This window comes from Streptomyces sp. NPDC047061 (genome assembly GCF_040643955.1).
In the GTDB taxonomy this organism is placed as follows: Bacteria; Actinomycetota; Actinomycetes; order Streptomycetales; family Streptomycetaceae; genus Streptomyces.
The window spans coordinates 495465-513076 of sequence record NZ_JBEYVI010000001.1 but is presented as its reverse complement, the minus strand read 5'-3'; the positions used below and the strand labels follow the sequence as shown (position 1 = coordinate 513076).

Sequence of the window (17612 nt, the reverse complement as noted above, 5' to 3'; positions counted from 1 at the left end):
CGCGCACCCGGCCGGAAGCACGGGGCGTACAGCGGGTGTACGGCTACGCGTCACCGGCGCGCCGACCGCGCATTCCGGCCCCGATCGCCCAGCCGACCCCACCCGCGGCGACCAGCACCAACGCGATCTCGGGCAGGATGCCCAGCCTGGTCGCGGGGGTCTCGGAGGTGCGCAGCGGCACCTTCTGGACCAGGTAGGCGGGCACGAACATGCCGGTCTTCTGGGTGATCTTCCCGTCCGGCATGATGATCGCGCTGACGCCGCTGGTCACCGGCACCGTGACGGTCCGGCTGTGCTCGACCGCGCGGATCCGGGACATGGCGAGCTGCTGGTAGGTCATCTCGCTGCGGTCGAAGGTGGCGTTGTTGCTCGGTACGGAGATCATCTCGGCACCGTGCGTGACGGTGTCCCGCACGTCCCAGTCGAAGGCGGCCTCGTAGCAGGTCGCGAGGCCGACCTTGGTGCCGTCGATGTCGAACACACCGGGCTTCGTGCCCCGGCTGAAGTCCTGGCGGACCATGCTGGTCCAGTCCTTGTTGACGGCACCGACCAGACCACGCAGCGGGAGGTACTCGCCGAAGGGCTGGATCTGCCGCTTGTCGTACGTCGACGTCGGGCCCTTGACCGGGTCCCACAGGATCTGCTCGTTGAGCAGCTTGCCGTCCCGCTCGACGACCCCGCCGACGGAGATGGGCACGCCCATCGCCTTGGCCGCCTCGTCGATCACGGTGGCCGCGTCGGCGTCGGAGAACGGGTCGACATCGGAGGAGTTCTCCGGCCACAGCACGAAGTCCGGCTTGGCGACCTTGCCCGCCTTGACGTCGGCGGCCAGCTTGAGCGTCTCCTTCACGTGGTAGTCGAGCACCGCCTGCCGCTGCGAGGCGAAGTCCAGGCCGGCGCGCGGCACGTTGCCCTGGATGACCGCGACGGTGACGGAGCCGTTCTCGGCCTTGTCGCTCACCAGCGTCCGCGCCGCGACCGCGCCCACCACGGGAACGGCCACGCTCAGCAGGGCCGCGGCCGCCGCCCCGCGCCGGAGCTCGCGGGTGCGCCGGCCCTCGACGGCCAGCCGCCCCGCCTCGTACAGACCGAACCCGCACAGGACGACGGCGAAACCGAGCACCGGGGTGCCGCCCAGCGCGGCGAGCGGGAGGAAGACGCCGTCCGCCTGGCCGAAGGCGATCTTGCCCCAGGGGAAGCCGCGGAAGGGCACACGCGCGCGTGCCGCCTCACCCGCGATCCATATGGCGGCCGCCCACACCGGCCAGACCGGGAGGTTGGAGACGGCGGCCACCCCCACACCGACCAGGGCGATGAAGATCGCCTCGATCGCCACCAGTGCGAGCCACGGCCCGGGACCGACCTCGACGCCGGTCCACACCAGCAGCGGCAGCAGGAAGCCGAGCCCGAAGACGTAGCCGAGACCGAGGGCCGCCTTCCACGAGCGGCCGCGCAGCACCCACGCGAATCCGGCGAAGGCGGGCAGGGCCAGCCACCACAGGGTGCGCGGCGGGAAGCTGACGTACAGCAGCACTCCGCTGAGGGCGGAGGCGGCGGCCGGGACCAGGTGGCGGAGCAGCCGGAGGGCGCGGGGGGCGGGACGCGGCGTGAGCTGGTCCGACTGGTCCACGGAAGTTGCGGTGACGGTCACCCGGGGAGTGTACGGCGGTCGACCTTGCGGCCGACAGCACGGTCTCGGCATGCAGGAACCCCACCGTTCCCGCGCAAGTCATCCACAAAGCGGGCATCGGCGGTTACGGTGTGCGAGGCGGGCGGCGGGGCCTGCCACAGGTCGGGGGACCGGGGTACGGGGGGCGACGGTGGGGTCGACCGGGATGACGTCCGCTGCCGAGGCGCACGCGGACAACGACAGACGAAACGTTTCTGATGTGGTGGGCGTCGTGGTGCTCGGGGCCTGCGCCGTGTGGCCGCTGATCTCGGCGACCGGGCGCGACGCACGGCCCGAGGGCGTGCTGCTGGCGGTGCTCGCGGTGGCCGCGGGCTATGCCGCGGGCCGGATGTCCGGGTCGCTGCTGCCGGTCGCCGCGCCGTGTGCGGGCGCACTGGCGGGGCTGGCGCTCGCGGTGGCAATGCCCCAGGTGGCCCCGGGCCCCCAGTTCACGACCCCGCTCGGCCATGCCGGCGCCGTCGCGGCACTGCTGGTGCTCGCGACGGGCGGCGCGTGCTGTGCCGCTTGGGCGACGCCGGTTCCGGCGCTGCGGTTCGCACTGCGGATGCTGGCCGCCGGCATCGCGGTGGCCGGGGCGGCCGTGGGCTCGACGGCCGGCTGCGCGGCCAGCGCCGTCGTCCTGCTGTGCTCCCTCGCCGCCGGCCGGATGCGCCGGCGGGGACCGGGCATCGCCGGGCTGGCCCTGGCGGCCGCGCTGGTGACCGGCACGGTCTGGGCGATCGCGGCGAACGTCCTGCCGGCCGGCCTCACCTCCACCCTGACGGGCCCCCTCGCCGAGCACCGGGTGCAGCTGTGGCGGGACGCCGCGCGTCTCGCGCACCGGAACACCGCCCTGGGCGTCGGCCCGGGGCGCTTCGGCGAGCTGAGCGGCACCGCGTCCGAGTCCCTGCTGCCCGACGGCAAACCGCACTCCGCACCGCTCCAGCAGGCCGCAGAACAGGGCCTGGTCGGCGGTCTGCTGCTGGCCACCGCGTTCTGCTGGATCCTCTACGCCCTGTGGCGTTCGCCCCGCTCCACACCGGTCGCCCTCACCGCGGGCGCGGCGCTCACCGCCCTGGCCGCGATCGCCGCGGTGGGCAACGCGCTGAGCTTCACGACGGTGTCGGCGGGGGCGGGCCTGCTGGCGGGCCTGGCGACGGCACGCCCCTGGGTGGCAGGGGTGACGGCGACATCGGGCGGTTGAGCTGTACGGGTGTATGGCCCGGTCCCCTGTGCTCCAGCCACATGTGCTTCGGCCACATGTGCTTCGGCCACCATGTGCTTCGGCCACCATGTGCTCCAGCCACATGTGCTCCGGCCCCACAGGGGCCGGCCCCGGGTGGGACCTGCGTCAGTGAGCCGTGCCCGGCGTGATCGTCCGCAGGCGTTCCCTGATGACCCGTACCGCGGACTCGGCGTTGTCCACGGTGATGGTGAAGGTGTGGCCGTCCCACAGGCGCAGCACGATGCCCTCGCCGCGGCGGACGACGACGGCCGTGCCCTTCTCGGGGCGCCAGCGGTAGCCCCAGCCGCCCCAGTGGCGCGGGGTGATCTGCGGGGAGAAGTCGGCGCCGACCACCTGGGAGAGCGGAATACGCCGACGCGGTACTCCTATATGACCGCAGCGGATTTCGAGGCACTCCCGGTCGAGTCTCAGGTCGACGTGTACGAAGGCGAGGGTGCCGAAGAGGACCAGCAGCCCGGCCGCGATGCAGCCCACGACCGACATCACCAGCGGGGCGATTCCCGCGTTCCAGGCGGAGTCCACGGCCAGTTCGATACCGAGCGCCATGCAGGCCGCGCCGACCAGAGCCAGCAGCCACTGGACCCGGTTCGTGGCGCGCCCGGTCCAGACATCCGGGTGCGGGGCGTCCTCGTCCGGAGAGCGGTCGCGGGGGTGGTCCCTCATGTCTACGAGATTACTCACGTTTCGCTGCGCGGGTACCGCGTTGCGGAGGGTGACTGCTCACATCGGCGGTATTCCGGGCCCCGGGGAGTTCACTGGGACGCGGCAGGACTGGCCGTGCGCAGCAGGCGGGCCTCGGCGTAGCTCAGCGCGGCCTCGGGCAGCTCGCCCTCCCGGCCGTTGAGCAGCACCGTCACCGTCCCCGTGGCCGGAGCGTCGGGGGCCGGCCGCGCACCGATCCGGCGCAGTGCCTGGGCGGCCACCGCACCGGCGGAGCCGTGCAGGGCGAGGGGCGCGGCGCCGGGGCGCTGGACGGCGACGCGGATACGTTCCGCCAGGAGTTCGTAGTGGGTGCAGCCCAGGACGACGGTCGTCACGTCGTCGGGGGTGAGCTCGGCCGCCGCGGCCACGGCGGCGTCGACGGCGGCCTGGTCGGCGTGCTCCACGGCCTCGGCCAGTCCCCAGCAGGGCACCTCGGTGACCGGTACACCGCCGGCGAACTCCTCGATCAGGCCCCGCTGGTAGACGCTGCCCGTGGTCGCGGGGGTCGCCCAGATGGCGACGGGGCCGCCGCCGGCGGCGGCCGGCTTGATCGCCGGGACCGTGCCGATGACCGGGATGCCGGGTTCCAGGCGTGTGCGCAGTGCCGACAGGGAGTTCACGGTCGCCGTGTTGCAGCCGATGATCAGCGCGTCGGGCCGGCGGGCGGCGGCGGCCTCGGCGACGGCCATGGCACGCTCGGTGATGCCCTCGGGGGTGCGCGGTCCCCAGGGCATGCCCTCGGGGTCGAAGGAGAGGACGAGATCGGCGTCGGGGCGCAGCCGCCGTACCGCTGCGGTGGCCGCCAGCAGGCCGATTCCGGAGTCGATGAGCGCGATCTTCACCCGGCCACGATAGACGATGGGCCGTTGGGAGCAGGTCCGATGGGGCAGACTGCGCGGGTGAGCGCCTTCACATGGATCGCCGCCGTGTCCCTCGCCGCCTGGTTGTGGCTGCTGCTCTGCCAGGGCTGCTTCTGGCGCACCGACGTCCGGCTGCCGCCCCGGCGCGAGCCCGCCGAGTGGCCGGACGTGTGTGTGGTGGTCCCGGCCCGGGACGAGGCCGCGGTGCTGCCCCTGAGTCTGCCGTCGCTGCTGGCGCAGGACTATCCGGGGCGGGCGGAGGTGTTCCTGGTCGACGACGACAGTACGGACGGCACCGGGGAGTTGGCCCGGGAGCTGGCCGAGCGCCACGGCGGGCTGGAGCTGACCGTGACCTCGCCCGGTGAGCCGCCGGCGGGCTGGACGGGCAAGCTGTGGGCGGTACGGCACGGCATCGCGCTGGCACGCGCGCGTGGCCCCGAGTACCTGCTGCTGACGGACGCCGACATCGCGCACGAGCCGGACAGCCTGCGGCTGCTGGTGGCGGCCGCCGGCACCGGGGGCTTCGACGTGGTCTCGCAGATGGCCCGGCTGCGGGTGGCGAGTGGGTGGGAACGGCTCGTGGTGCCCGCCTTCGTCTACTTCTTCGCGCAGCTGTACCCGTTCCGCCGGATCGGCCGGAAGGGCTCGCGCACGGCGGCAGCGGCGGGCGGCTGCGTCCTGCTGCGCGCCGACGCGGCCGAGCGGGCGCGCATCCCGGACGCCATCCGGCATGCCGTGATCGACGACGTGGCGCTCGCCCGGGCGGTGAAGGGCTCCGGAGGGCACATCTGGCTGGGGCTCGCCGACCGGGTGGACAGCGTGCGCCCCTATCCGCGCCTGCACGACCTGTGGCGGATGGTCTCCCGCAGCGCGTACGCGCAGCTGCGGCACAACCCGCTGCTGCTCCTCGGTACGGTCGCCGGTCTCGCGCTGGTGTACCTGGTGCCGCCGGCGGCGGTACTGGCGGGGGCGGCCGGCGGCGGCACGGCGGCGCTGCTCCTCGGCGCCGCGGCCTGGCTGATGATGACCGCGACGTACGTACCGATGCTCCGCTACTACCGCCAGCCGCTGTGGCTCGCCCCGCTGCTGCCGTTCACCGCGTTCCTCTACCTCCTCATGACGGTCGACTCGGCGGTGCAGCACTACCGGGGGCGCGGGGCGGCCTGGAAGGGCCGTACGTACGCGCGTCCCGACACGGTCGCCGACGAAGGCTGACCGCCTTTCGCGTCACTTGCGGCCGGGCGTCCAGTTCATGCCCCAGCCGTAGGCACGGTCGACGGTCCGCTGCGGGCTCACCCCGCGCTCCGGGACGAGGTAGCGCGCCTCGCGCTGTACGACCAGGTCGCCGCCGGTGTTGGTGAGCAGGGCGAGCGCGCACACGGTCGAGGGAACCGTGCACTCGTCCAGCGAGAAGTCGACCGGGGCGCCGTGCTGGGGCTGGAGGGTGACCGTGGCATGCAGGTCGGCGAAGGACCTGGCACCCTGGTAGATCGTCACGAAGATCAGGATCCGCCGGAAGTCCTGCCTGTGGTCGAGGTTGACGGTGAGGTTCTCCCCGCTCGACACGGCGCCGGTGCGGTCGTCGCCGTCGAGGTGGATGTACGGCGGCCGGTTCACGGAGCCGAAGGCGTTGCCCAGCGCCTGGACGACGCCCTTGCGGCCGTCGGCGAGCTCGTACAGGGCGCACAGGTCGAGATCGAGGTCGCCCGCACCGCCGCGCAGACCGCCCCAGCCGGGGAGCTGTTTGCGGACCTGCCAGTTGAGGTTGACCCGCAGCGCGCCCGAGGTGCCGCCCTGTTTGGCCAGGGAGACGGAGGGGGCCGCCTTCGTGAGCGTCACCTTGGACAGCCGTACGGGCGCGGTCGGCGTGGTCGGCGCTGTCGGCGGAGGCGGCGGGACGGGCAGACCGGCGGAGGTCGGCGCCGGGTGCTGCGGGAAGGGCGGGGTGACGGGCCGCGGCGGGGTGAGGGGACCGGTGACGGGACCAGGGACCGGGACCGGGGCCGGCGGGGTGACCGGACCGGCGACCGGCGGGGTGACCTGCGGCGTGGGCGGCTGCACCGGGTGCTGCGGCTCGTCCACCGTGATCCCGAAGTCGGTGGCGAGCCCTTCCAGCCCGCTGCTGTACCCCTGCCCCACCGCCCGGAACTTCCAGCCGCCCTGGCGGCGGTACAACTCACCGAGCACGAAAGCGGTCTCCACCGTGGCGCCCGTACTGTCGAACCGGGCGACCACGGTCCCGTCCGCCGCGTTCCGGACCTCGACATAGAGGCCGGGGACCTGCCCGAACGTTCCGCCGTCGGCCGAGGCCGCGAGGACGATCCGCTCGATCGGGGCCTCCACGCGCGCGAGGTCGACGTGAAGGGTGTCGGTGACCAGGTCGCCGGAGCGCCGCTTGCCCTCGTGCCGGACCGCGCCTGAGGCGTGCGCCGGCTGGTTGTAGAAGACGAAGTCACCGTCGGAGCGCACTTTCCCGGCGACCAGCAGCAGCGCCGAGGCGTCCGCGTCGGGGGCACCCGGACCGGAGCGCCAGCCCAATTCGACCCGCAGTGCCGTGGTCGGCACCGGCGTATTCGATCCTTTCGGCATTGGCATGTCCGCCCCCATCATGTGTCGGCATCCCGGGCGCGCCCCGGCGGCCCCAGGTCATCCCTACCCTCACAACCTATTCCCGGGGACAGGGATCTCCCATGAGCGGCACAGGAAGATCCCTGGCCAACTGCAGGTAACCGGCTCGGAACTCGGCCTTTACACGATCAGAACGCTGATTGCCGTCCTTTTTTGCCGAGTTCGCTCGGATTGGGGATCCGGCGTCACTGCCGACACGGAAAACAACCCTCTTATCGGTCTCCCCAACCAGCACATCGTGGGCTTAACTTATGTGCCATGACCTCCCCCCGCTCCACCTATGGCGGCGGCTACTACTCCGCCTCCTTCCCGGACACTCCGATCTACGACTCGCTCGTGGCCGAACGGGGCACCCCGCAGATCGCCCCGATCCGGGTCCCTCCCGCCTACGACGCGCCCAGCGGCTTCAGCAGCAACCTGCCCGCGCTGCCGTCGGCGCTGCCCGCCCTCCCGGCGGGTCCCTCCCAGCCCGCCCCGGGCTACGGTTACCCGCAGCAGATGCAGCAGCCCGCCCCGCTGCAGCAGGCGCCCACGGCGTACATCCCCCAGCAGGCGACGGGACCGCGCGGCTACCCCGCGCAGCAGCAGCCGCAGCCGCCCCGTCCGATGATGGGTGGCACGGGTTACGAGGCGATGCGCCCGGCGGCTCCCCGCCCCGCGCCGGCGGCTCCGTACCAGGACCCGTACAACAACCAGCAACAGCAGCAGTACCGCGGCTACTGATCGGCGCCCCCCGATGTCCGTGCGGCCTGGCACGATGGCGTCATGGGGACGGCCGAACTGCAGTCGATTCACGTTCACCCGGTCAAGGCGCTCCGGGGCTTCTCGCCCCGGGAGGCCGTCGTGGAGCCCTGGGGGCTGGCCGGTGACCGACGCTGGGTTCTGATCGACGACGGGGGAAAGGTCGTCACCCAGCGTGTACAACCGCGCCTCGCGCTCGCCGCTGCCGAGCTGCTGCCCGGTGGTGGCGTACGGCTGTCCGCGCCCGGGCGCACGCCCCTGACGGTGCCGGTGCCGGAACCGGGGGTCACGGTGCCGGTGGACATCTTCGGTACGAAGGTGGAGGCGGTCCTCGCCGCGGAGGCGGCCCATGCGTGGTGCGGCGCGTATCTGGAGGCCGATGTCCGCCTCGCCCACATGGACGCCCCCGCGACACGCCGCCCGATCGACCCGGACCACGCGCTGCCGGGCGAGACCGTGAGCTTCGCCGACGGCTATCCCCTGCTGGTCACCACGCAGGCCTCGCTGGACGCCCTCAACTCCCTGATCGCGCAGGGCGAGCATGCCGACGAGGCCCCGCTGCCCATGAACCGGTTCCGGCCGAACGTGGTCGTGAGCGGTACGCGGGCCTGGGCCGAGGACGGCTGGAGACGGATCGCCATCGGCGAGGTCGAGTTCCGGGTCGCGAAGATGTGCGGGCGGTGCGTGGTGACCACGACGGACCAGGTCACCGCCGAACGCGGCAGGGAGCCGCTGCGGACGCTGGCACGGCACCGCAGGTTCGGCAACCAGCTGGTCTTCGGCCAGAACCTGGTACCGCACGCCCCCGGCACGATCCGGGTGGGGGACCCGGTCCGGGTCCTCGACTGAGGTCCGGGTCCTCGACCGACGTCCGCGCCCCCGAGCCGACGCCTCGCACCGATCCGCGCATCCGCCCACCGCTCATCGGCGCATCCGCCGATCCGCCCGTGACCGAGCCGCCCGTGGCCGAGCCGTTCTCAGTCGAGCCGGCCGCGGCCGGAACTCAAGTGATCTCCGCCTCGGCGGGAACCCAAGCCCGCGGCCCGGTCGTTGAGGCGGTGAGAAGTTCATGAGAGTCCCGGCCCGAGGTGATTTCGCTCTCTCTTCGGCCCGGGTCCCGGGTGAACGGACCGGGCGGGGGTTATCACGGAGCGGGAGGGGGTGGTGGTCGGTGCGAGCGATCCGCGGCCTGTGGCGGTGGCGGCGCAATCCGCTGCGCCGCGCGACCGACCTGGTCGAGGCCTGGGTGGCCCTGGTGGCGCTGGTGCTGATCGTGGTGGCCGCACCGGTGCTCGGCTCGTTCGTCGGCGCCGCCGCCCAGGGCACCCTGCAGCGGTCGGTCCGGCAGCAGCAGCACGACCGGCATCTCGTGATGGCCACGGTGGTGCGCAAGCTGGGCAGCGCCCCGGTCGAGCCCGACCCCGACGCCACCAGCGCCCACGACAACCGCAGCCGCGTCCTCGCCGACTGGACCGCACCGGACGGCACCCGGCGACACGGCTCGGTCCTGACGACTCTCAAATCCCCGCACAGGGGCGACCACTTCGACGTCTGGACGGACCGGCACGGCCTCATAACGGCCCGCCCGCTGGACGCCGTGACGGCGACGACCCACGCGGTACTGGCCGGGTTCGGCGCGGCCCTGCTCACCGCGGGTCTCGTCGACAGCGTCCGGCGCATGATCGTCTGGCGTATGGTCCGTCGCAGGTACGCACGTTGGGACCAGGCCTGGGACCGGGCGGGCCCGGACTGGGGAAAGGCCGGCACGGGCAGCTGACGGCCTTCCGCCTCTGGTCAACCCACCACCTCGGCGCACGCTACGGTGGACCGGCCGAAGTGCATTCGGCATCGACCCGCGCGCGAGCGAACCACGGGGGCCGGGCACCGTCCGCGGTACCGCCCCGAAGGCGAGCGAGCGATCTGTACGACGAGGTGGGGGCACAGCAACGCCATGGCACAGGGCACGGTCCAGGTGACGCACACCGGCACATCGAGGTGGCGGCGCCGCACGGGTGAGTACGCTTCGCTCGCCGCCGCCCTGGAGGCCGCCGCCGACGGCGACGTCCTCACGGTCGCGCCCGGCACCTACCGGGAGAACCTCGTCGTCCAGCGCGCGGTGACGCTGCGCGGGCCGGAGGGCTCGCCCGGCTCGGTGCGCATCGCCCCCGTGGACGGGGTCCCGCTGACCGTGCGCGCCTCGGCGGTCGTCCAGGACCTGCACGTCGAGGGCCAGGACGCGGCCGCGCCCGCGCTTCTGGTCGAGGAGGGCACTCCCGAGCTGCTGGACGTGCGGATCGTCACCCGGTCCGCCGCCGGGATCGAGGTGCGCGGCGGAGCCCGGCCGACCGTACGCCGGTGCACCGTGGACAACCCCGCGGGCATCGGCATCGCCGTACTCGACGGCGGCGGCGGGGTGTTCGAGGAGTGCGAGGTCGTGGCGGCCGGACAGGCGGGCGTGGCGGTGCGCGGCGGCGGCCACCCGCGTCTCGACCGCTGCCGGGTGCACCACGCCTCCGGCACGGGCATGACGGCGACCGGGGAGAACTCCGCGCTGGAAGCGGTGGGTTGCGAGATCTACGAGGTCCGCGGCTCCGGCGTGCAGGTCACCTCACGGGCGACGGCGCACCTCACCGACTGCGACGTGCACCGCACCACCGCCGACGGGATCACGCTGGACACCGACGCGGTGCTGACCCTCGCGGACTGCCGTATCCACGACATCCCGGAGAACGCGGTCGACCTGCGCTCGCGTTCGGTGCTGACGCTGACGCGGACGACCGTGCGTCAGTTCGGGCGCAACGGGCTGTCGGTGTGGGACCCGGGCACCCGGGTGGACGCCAACCAGTGCGAGATCTTCGACAGCACGGGCGACTATCCGGCGGTGTGGGTCAGCGACGGCGCCACCGTGGTCCTGGACTCCTGCCGGGTGCACGACGTGCCGGACGCCCTGTTCGTGCTGGACCGCGGCTCCCGCGCGGACGTCGTCGACAGCGACCTCTCCCAGGTGCGCAACACGGCCGTGTCGGTGAGCGACGGCGCCACCGCGCAGCTCGACGACTGCCGGATCCGGGACGCGGCCACCGGCGCCTGGTTCCGCGACCACGGCAGCGGCGGCACCCTCAACAACTGCACGGTCGACGGCACCCAGACCGGTGTGATCGTCACCAAGGGCGCCGACCCCACCATCGAGCGCTGCATGGTCGACTCCCCGGCCGAGGCGGGCTTCTACGTGTCGGCGGGCGGCCGCGGCACCTTCCAGAACTGCCGGGTCACCGGCAGCGGCGGCTACGGCTTCCACGTGATCGACGGCTGCCGCACGACACTGCGCAAGTGCCGCACGGAGCGGTGCGCGCGCGGGGGCTACGAGTTCGCGGACGGCGGTCCGGACACGGGCTCGGGCACCGGCCCGGTGGTGGAGGACTGCACCAGCGACGAGAGCAGCAGCCTGCGGACGCCCGAGGCGCGCGAGACGGCCGTACAGACCTCGTACCAGTCCCCCGGCCTGCTCGGCGCGATCCCCGGCCAGCGCAGCACCGAGCAGGAGCCCCTCCTCGCTCCCGTCACGCCCGAGGAGCCGGTACGGACCTCGAAGGCCGTGCTCGGCGAGCTCGACGCACTGGTCGGCCTGGACAGCGTCAAGCGCGAGGTGCGTGCGCTGACCGACATGATCGAGGTCGGCCGGCGCCGCCAGCAGGCCGGCCTGAAGGCCGCCTCCGTCAAGCGGCACCTGGTGTTCACGGGCTCCCCCGGCACCGGCAAGACCACGGTCGCCCGGCTCTACGGCGAGATCCTCGCCTCGCTCGGGGTGCTGGAGAAGGGCCATCTGGTCGAGGTGTCCCGGGTCGACCTGGTCGGCGAGCACATCGGTTCCACGGCGATCCGCACCCAGGAGGCCTTCCAGCGGGCGCACGGCGGGGTGCTGTTCATCGACGAGGCGTACGCGCTGTCGCCGGAGGACGCCGGGCGGGACTTCGGCAAGGAGGCCATCGACACGCTGGTGAAGCTGATGGAGGACCAACGGGACGCGGTGGTGGTGATCGTCGCGGGCTACACGGAGGAGATGGAGCGCTTCCTTTCGGTCAACCCCGGGGTGGCGTCGCGTTTCTCCCGGACCATCACCTTCAGCGACTACGGCCCGGACGAGCTGCTGCGGATCGTGGAGCAGCAGGCCGACGAGCACGAGTACCGGCTGGCGCCCGGCACGTCCGAGGCGCTGCTGACGTACTTCACGGTGCTCCCGAAGGGCCCCGCGTTCGGCAACGGCCGTACCGCCCGCCAGACGTTCGAGGCGATGGTGGAGCGGCACGCGAGCCGGGTCGCCCAGTTCGCCGACCCGACCACCGACGACCTGACACTGCTGTACGCGGCGGACCTCCCCGAAGTCGGCTGATCAGCCGCCCGGTTGCGGCCGCTGCCCGGGCAGCTCCGGGCGCAGCCGGGCCAGCAGCCGCTCCCGTTCCACGGCGAAGACCGGGTCCGCCTGGTAGTCGGAGTGGCCCAGGATCGGCGCGGGGAGCGGGTGTCCCGCGGTGCGCCCGTAGGCGAGCGGGTCCTTCAGGGGCGTGTGGTCGACCTGCGGGCCGTCGCCGCCGGTGATCCGTACGGGGCCGCCGATGGGGTCGGTGAGGCGGTAGAGGTTGCGCCAGCAGGCGACGTCGCGGTGCAGGGAGCCGAGTTCGGCGGGGCCGAAGTGGGCCGGGAACCAGCGGCCGTACAGCCGTTCCAGCGGGGAGCCGTACGTCAGCAGGGCGACCCGTTTGCGGACCGCCGGGGTCAGCTGCCAGGCCGCGGCGGCCGCGAGGACGCTGCCCTGGGAGTGGCCGGAGATGACCAGCCGGCCGCCGGTGCGGCGGGTCCAGGTGTCCATCCGCCAGGTCAGGTCGGGGACCGCGCGCTCGGCGTAGCAGGGCGGGGCGAAGGGGTGGGCGGCGCGCGGCCAGAAGGTGCCGACGTCCCAGAGGATGCCGATGGTGCGCCGCGCGGCGGCGTCCTTGTAGGCGCGCCGGCCCCAGGTGACGAAGAGTATGAAGCCGAGCCCGACCAGCCAGGATCCGAGCGCCTGGGAGGTCTCGGCCGCGCCGTGCACCAGGGCCTGGGTCCGCTCTGCCGCCGCGTCCGGGGTCTCCCCGGTGGCCAGCGCGCCCGCCAGCGCCCCGGCGCCCAGCACCAGCGTGGCGGCGCCCAGCACGGTGACGACCAGCGGCGCCCGGTCGGTGAGGACGGCCATGGCCCGGACCCGGGCGATACGGCGGCTGCGGGCCGCGTCCTCCGGCTCGCCGGGGTGGCCGAGGGCGACGGCGGTGCGTTCCGCGCGGCTGAGCCGCGAGGTGTGCCAGGACAGCCAGGCGACCGCGGCGAGCAGTACGACGAGAACCGGCGGGATCACCGACGCCTGCCAGGTCAGCAGTACCGGGGGTCCGGCGATGGACGTGCCGGTGCCGTCCAGCCAGTCGGAGACGCGCTGGGCGACCCCGCCCGAGATCACCCCGCCCAGCGCGCAGGCGAGCAGCGCGACCGCGGGTCCGCCGAGGCCGCGGATCGCGGCGCGCGGATCGGGCTGCCGGCGGTGCAGGTCGTGGGCGACCGCAGCGAGGACGATCACCAACACGCCCTGGGCCAGCGCCAGACCGCCGAAGGTGGTGTCCCCGGCGAGCCGGCCCGCGGAGTGCCATCCCGGGCGGGACCAGCCGGCGTACACCACCGCGAGCAGCAGCAGGGCCAGCGCGCCGAGCGGCAGGCGTCGTACGAGACGCCGGTCGAGTGCCCGGTCGAGGCGGTTCTCGCTGCGGCCCCGGCGGCAGACCACCCACACCGCGGCGAGGGCCCCGGCGGTCAGCGCACCGGTCAGCAGCCACCCGATCGTGTCCAGTACGGCGGCTCCGCCCCGTCTGCGGTCGAAGGAGGCCGCCGGTGCGAGGACCGCGGCGGCGACGGTGAGCAGGCCCGCCGCGGTGTGGGCGGCGCGCAGCCGGGCGACCAGCCGGCGCCCGTACCAGAAGCCGGGGCTGCCGAGGGCGGTGTGGCCGGGCTCGGGGTCGAGGTCCGGCGGCCTGGTGGACTCGTAGGCGCTCCAGGTCCGGTGCGAGAGGTACCAGAGCAGGCCGGTCAGGGCGGTGGGCACCAGGGCGGCCAGCGCGAGCCGGCGTCCGGGTGCGCTCCACCAGCCGCCGTCGGGGCCGCTGGGTGACAGGAACCCGAGCCAGGAGTGCCGGCCGGCGCAGGCGGTGACGCCCGCGCACTGCCAGGCGGCGAGGTCCAGGGCGACCTCGCAGGCGGCGGCGACCAGCAGCACCGTGAGGGTGAGCCCGGCGAGCCGGACCAGCAGGCCGTAGCAGCGGACGGTGCGCGGCCGGTCCCGGGCGGCGGGGCGCATCCAGTGGGCGAGGTTGACCACCATGAACGGGAGGAGCAGCAGCCACAGCGCGCGGGAGGCGTTGCCGGAGGTGAGGTTGCACCAGACGTACGCCTCGGGCACCGGCCGGTCGCGGTAGTCGCCGGGCCGGGACTCGGCGTCGACGTCCTCGGCGCGCCGGAAGACGGCCGCGGTGTCGTCGCCGGTGATCCGGACCGTGCGCGGATCGTCGAGCATCTTCCCGGGCGTGGTGCCGCCGACGCCGTGGACCAGGAGCTCCAGGTCGATCTCCGGTGCGGCGGGCCGCTCGGCCGGGTCCGGCTTCGCGATCGTGGTGCGGTCGGCGGGACCGCCGGCGGTGCGTTCCTGCGCGCGTTCCACTCTTCTCGCACTTCCCCCGTGACGCGCCGATGGTCTGTGTCCGTGCGGGTTCCAGGATCGCCGATTCCGATGTGACGCACACCACTCGCCACCGAATCTCCCCGTTGTGTGTGAAACCCAGTGCAACACGCGGTGACCAAATGACGTGTGTGCACCGACACAGGGAGTGGCGCAACCTGTGTGGTCCCGTGAAAGGATGGGGCGCCCGCGCACCGAAGCCGGATGGAATGTCCTGGTCGGGGCTGGTACGCAGGGCGTGTCGGACGGCTTGAGGCGAGAGGACCGGAGCGTACGTGAGCGAGAACCAGAACCTCCTCGCGGAGCAGCGCCGCGCCCTGATCCTGGACGAGGTCCGGCGCCGGGGCGGCGTACGGGTCAACGAGCTGACCCGCAAGCTCGGCGTGTCGGACATGACCGTACGCCGGGACCTGGACGCGCTGGCCCGGCAGGGCGTGCTGGAGAAGGTGCACGGCGGCGCGGTGCCGGTGGTCGAGGCGAGCACGCACGAGCCGGGGTTCGAGGCCAAGTCGGGGCTGGAGCTGACCGCCAAGGAGGACATCGCGCGGGCCGCCGCCGAACTCGTCGTACCGGGTACGGCGATAGCGCTGTCCGGCGGTACGACGACGTACGCGCTGGCCCATCATCTCCTGGAGGTCCCCGACCTGACCGTGGTGACGAACTCGGTGCGGGTCGCGGACGTCTTCCACGCGGCGCAGCGTGTCTCCGGGCAGCGCCAGGGCGCGGCCACGGTGGTGCTGACCGGTGGGGTGCGCACCCCGTCCGACTCCCTCGTGGGCCCGGTGGCCGACCAGGCGATCGCGGCGCTCCACTTCGACCTGCTCTTCCTCGGCGTGCACGGCATATCGGTCGAGGCCGGCCTGTCCACCCCGAACCTCGCGGAGGCGGAGACCAACCGCCGCCTGGTGCAGTCGGCCCGGCGGGTCGTGGTGGTCGCCGACCACACCAAGTGGGGCACGGTGGGCCTGAGTTCCTTCGCCAAGCTGGAGCAGGTCGACACGCTGGTCACGGACGCCGGCCTGCCGGCCGCGGCCCGTGCGGAGATCTCGGAGCATCTGCGCCGGCTGGTGGTGGCGGGCGAGCCGGAGGTCTGATCGCGACGGCGGTACAGACATCTGACGGACCGCCAGTTATCGTGGCGGAGCCGGCCGACCACCTTCTCGGCCAAGGGGGTTCTCGTCCATGACGCGCCGTCTGCGCCCCGTGGGGCTCGACTTCGTCGAGACCGCGCCCGTACGTCTGGTCTTCGCGAGGGAGATGTCCGCGCCGCCCGAGCGGGTCTTCCACGCGCTCAACGACGACGTACCCGGCTGGGCGGAGTGGTTCGCCGCGGTGACCCGCGCCGAGTTGGTCGACGACGGCGCCGGGCGCGACATCCGCCTCAAGGGCGGCGGGCGTTTCCGGGAGACGATCATCGCGGCCAAGGAGCCCGAGGTGTACGCCTACCGGGTCGACCTGACCAACGCGCCCGGCGCGCACGCCATCGCCGAGGAGTGGCGGCTCGTGCCGTCCGGCGGCGGCACCCGCGTGCAGTGGACCTTCGCCGTGGACGGCACGGCGCCGTTCCGTCTGGCCGTGAAGGTGGCACGCGCGGGGTTGGGCAGGGCCTTCCGGGGCGCGGTCACCGAACTGGACCGCCGCCTGTCGCGGTAGCGCCTCAGCCGCGCCAGACCCCCGTCTCCAGCAGTGACTCGATCGCCGCGGTGTACGGCGCGATGTCCAGGCCCTGCCCGGTGAGCCAGGTGTCCGAGTAGTACTTGTCGAGGTAGCGGTCGCCGGGGTCGCACAGCAGGGTCACCACGCTCCCCCGCCGTCCCTCGGCGACCATCTCGGAGACGATCTTCAGGGCGCTCCACAGTCCGGTCCCGGTGGACCCTCCGGCCTTCCGCCCGATCGCCCGTTCCAGCGCCCGCACCGCGGCCACGCTCGCCGCGTCCGGCACCTTCATCATGCGGTCGACGGCCCCGGGCACGAAGCTCGGCTCCATCCGCGGCCGCCCGATGCCCTCGATCCGGGACCCGCAGTCGCACGTGACGTCCGGATCGCCGGTGGTCCAGCCCTCGAAGAAGCAGGAGTTCTCGGGGTCGGCGACACAGATCCGGGTGTCGCGCTGGGTGTAGTGCACGTAGCGCGCGAGCGTCGCGGACGTACCGCCGGTCCCTGCCGTGGCGACGATCCAGGCCGGTTCCGGGAACCGCTCCAACTCCAGCTGGCGGAAGATGGATTCGGCGATGTTGTTGTTGCCGCGCCAGTCCGTGGCCCGTTCGGCGTAGGTGAACTGGTCCATGTAGTGACCGCCGGTCTCCACCGCGAGACGCGCGGACTCCTCGTACATTTTCCGGGAGTCGTCGACGAAGTGGCACTGCCCGCCGTGGAATTCGATGAGGCGGCACTTCTCGGCGCTCGTCGTGCGCGGCATGACGGCGATGAACGGCACGCCGATCAGCTTGGCGAAGTACGCCTCGGAGACGGCCGTCGAGCCGCTGGACGCCTCGATCACCGGGCGCTCGGGCCGGATCCAGCCATTGCACAGGCCGTAGAGGAAGAGTGAGCGGGCCAGCCGGTGCTTGAGGCTTCCGGTCGGATGTGTCGACTCGTCCTTGAGGTAGAGGTCGATGCCCCAGGCCTCGGGCAGCGGGAAGCGCAGCAGGTGGGTGTCCGCCGAGCGGTGGGCGTCCGCCTGGACCTTCCCGACGGCTTCTTTGAGCCAGTCGCGGTAGGCGGTGTCGCTGTGGTCGACGTCGAGGGTGGCGCCGGTCCGGATCTGCGGGGTGGTGCTCACGGCGGGACTCCTTACGCTTCGCGCCGGCGGCGTCCGAACGCGGCCGACGCACCGATCATAAACACCTTCCGCACGCTTCTCACCTGCATAAACGCATCTTTGAGCGTCTCAAAGGCACCCCTGGGGAACGGCGCCGAACAGTGGCGCGAACACTTCGGGGCGCATTGCGGCGAGTGCTCCGAGCGCCCCCCGACCGGCGGTCCGTGCGTACTGGTGCTCCGCGCCGAGGGCGG

Annotated in this window: 14 protein-coding genes; 8 read left to right on the top strand and 6 right to left on the bottom strand. The window is 73.1% G+C overall.

The window, feature by feature from the left end:
* Window positions 1–43: 43 nt before the first annotated feature.
* On the bottom strand, window positions 44–1651 hold the full coding sequence (lnt, locus tag ABZ887_RS02415) for an apolipoprotein N-acyltransferase (RefSeq protein ID WP_361282020.1): 1608 nt from the start codon (window positions 1649–1651) through the stop codon (window positions 44–46).
* A gap of 184 nt (window positions 1652–1835) precedes the next feature.
* Between lnt and ABZ887_RS02410 the strand changes: the two genes are divergently transcribed.
* A complete protein-coding gene (locus tag ABZ887_RS02410) occupies window positions 1836–2873 on the top strand; it encodes an O-antigen ligase family protein (protein WP_361282018.1) in 1038 nt (345 codons plus the stop codon).
* Window positions 2874–3020: 147 nt separating this feature from the next.
* On the opposite strand, the gene ABZ887_RS02405 is transcribed toward ABZ887_RS02410, so the two are convergent.
* Window positions 3021–3578: a hypothetical protein gene (locus ABZ887_RS02405; protein WP_361282016.1), complete on the bottom strand. Its 558-nt coding sequence runs from the start codon at window positions 3576–3578 to the stop codon at window positions 3021–3023.
* Between the two features lie 89 nt (window positions 3579–3667).
* Complete coding sequence (locus ABZ887_RS02400; protein WP_361282014.1) at window positions 3668–4459, bottom strand: aspartate/glutamate racemase family protein; 792 nt, start codon at window positions 4457–4459, stop codon at window positions 3668–3670.
* A gap of 39 nt (window positions 4460–4498) precedes the next feature.
* On the opposite strand from ABZ887_RS02400, the gene ABZ887_RS02395 reads away from it, so the two are divergent.
* Window positions 4499–5692 (top strand): glycosyltransferase, encoded by a 1194-nt coding sequence (locus ABZ887_RS02395; protein WP_361282012.1) that lies wholly within the window; start codon window positions 4499–4501, stop codon window positions 5690–5692.
* A 12-nt stretch (window positions 5693–5704) separates the two neighbouring features.
* On the opposite strand, the gene ABZ887_RS02390 is transcribed toward ABZ887_RS02395, so the two are convergent.
* The gene (locus ABZ887_RS02390) at window positions 5705–7084 is read right to left on the bottom strand and encodes a TerD family protein (protein WP_361282434.1); all 1380 of its coding nucleotides are present in this window, start codon (window positions 7082–7084) and stop codon (window positions 5705–5707) included.
* Between the two features lie 279 nt (window positions 7085–7363).
* Between ABZ887_RS02390 and ABZ887_RS02385 the strand changes: the two genes are divergently transcribed.
* From ABZ887_RS02385 to ABZ887_RS02370, 4 genes are all read left to right on the top strand, one after another.
* Window positions 7364–7828 carry a DUF6643 family protein gene (locus ABZ887_RS02385; RefSeq protein ID WP_361282010.1) on the top strand — a complete coding sequence of 155 codons (465 nt, stop codon included), beginning with the start codon at window positions 7364–7366 and terminating at the stop codon, window positions 7826–7828.
* A gap of 42 nt (window positions 7829–7870) precedes the next feature.
* Entirely contained in the window at window positions 7871–8695 is an 825-nt protein-coding gene (locus tag ABZ887_RS02380) for an MOSC N-terminal beta barrel domain-containing protein (RefSeq protein ID WP_361282008.1), read from the top strand.
* Between the two features lie 322 nt (window positions 8696–9017).
* Window positions 9018–9623, top strand: a complete 606-nt coding sequence (locus ABZ887_RS02375) for a hypothetical protein (protein WP_361282006.1) — start codon at window positions 9018–9020, stop codon at window positions 9621–9623.
* Between the two features lie 174 nt (window positions 9624–9797).
* Complete coding sequence (locus ABZ887_RS02370; RefSeq protein WP_361282004.1) at window positions 9798–12236, top strand: right-handed parallel beta-helix repeat-containing protein; 2439 nt, start codon at window positions 9798–9800, stop codon at window positions 12234–12236.
* Here the strand turns inward: ABZ887_RS02370 and ABZ887_RS02365 are convergent, their stop codons facing one another.
* On the bottom strand, window positions 12237–14528 hold the full coding sequence (locus tag ABZ887_RS02365) for a hypothetical protein (RefSeq protein WP_361282432.1): 2292 nt from the start codon (window positions 14526–14528) through the stop codon (window positions 12237–12239). It lies immediately after the preceding gene.
* Window positions 14529–14872: 344 nt separating this feature from the next.
* Here ABZ887_RS02365 and ABZ887_RS02360 point away from each other — a divergent pair, with 344 nt between their 5' ends.
* Window positions 14873–15691: a DeoR/GlpR family DNA-binding transcription regulator gene (locus tag ABZ887_RS02360; RefSeq protein ID WP_361282002.1), complete on the top strand. Its 819-nt coding sequence runs from the start codon at window positions 14873–14875 to the stop codon at window positions 15689–15691.
* Between the two features lie 88 nt (window positions 15692–15779).
* On the top strand, window positions 15780–16250 hold the full coding sequence (locus tag ABZ887_RS02355) for an SRPBCC family protein (RefSeq protein ID WP_361282000.1): 471 nt from the start codon (window positions 15780–15782) through the stop codon (window positions 16248–16250).
* Window positions 16251–16254: 4 nt separating this feature from the next.
* Here the strand turns inward: ABZ887_RS02355 and ABZ887_RS02350 are convergent, their stop codons facing one another.
* The gene (locus ABZ887_RS02350; protein ID WP_361281998.1) at window positions 16255–17379 is read right to left on the bottom strand and encodes a PLP-dependent cysteine synthase family protein; all 1125 of its coding nucleotides are present in this window, start codon (window positions 17377–17379) and stop codon (window positions 16255–16257) included.
* Window positions 17380–17612: the final 233 nt, after the last annotated feature.

Coding starts and splice junctions, on each gene's coding strand:
- ABZ887_RS02380 (WP_361282008.1), top strand. CDS start 7,871: ATGGGGACGGCCGAACTGCAGTCGATTCACGTTCACCCGGTCAAGGCG.
- ABZ887_RS02405 (WP_361282016.1), bottom strand. CDS start 3,578: ATGAGGGACCACCCCCGCGACCGCTCTCCGGACGAGGACGCCCCGCAC.
- ABZ887_RS02385 (WP_361282010.1), top strand. CDS start 7,364: ATGACCTCCCCCCGCTCCACCTATGGCGGCGGCTACTACTCCGCCTCC.
- ABZ887_RS02395 (WP_361282012.1), top strand. CDS start 4,499: ATGGGGCAGACTGCGCGGGTGAGCGCCTTCACATGGATCGCCGCCGTG.
- ABZ887_RS02370 (WP_361282004.1), top strand. CDS start 9,798: ATGGCACAGGGCACGGTCCAGGTGACGCACACCGGCACATCGAGGTGG.
- ABZ887_RS02355 (WP_361282000.1), top strand. CDS start 15,780: ATGACGCGCCGTCTGCGCCCCGTGGGGCTCGACTTCGTCGAGACCGCG.
- ABZ887_RS02390 (WP_361282434.1), bottom strand. CDS start 7,084: ATGGGGGCGGACATGCCAATGCCGAAAGGATCGAATACGCCGGTGCCG.
- ABZ887_RS02410 (WP_361282018.1), top strand. CDS start 1,836: ATGACGTCCGCTGCCGAGGCGCACGCGGACAACGACAGACGAAACGTT.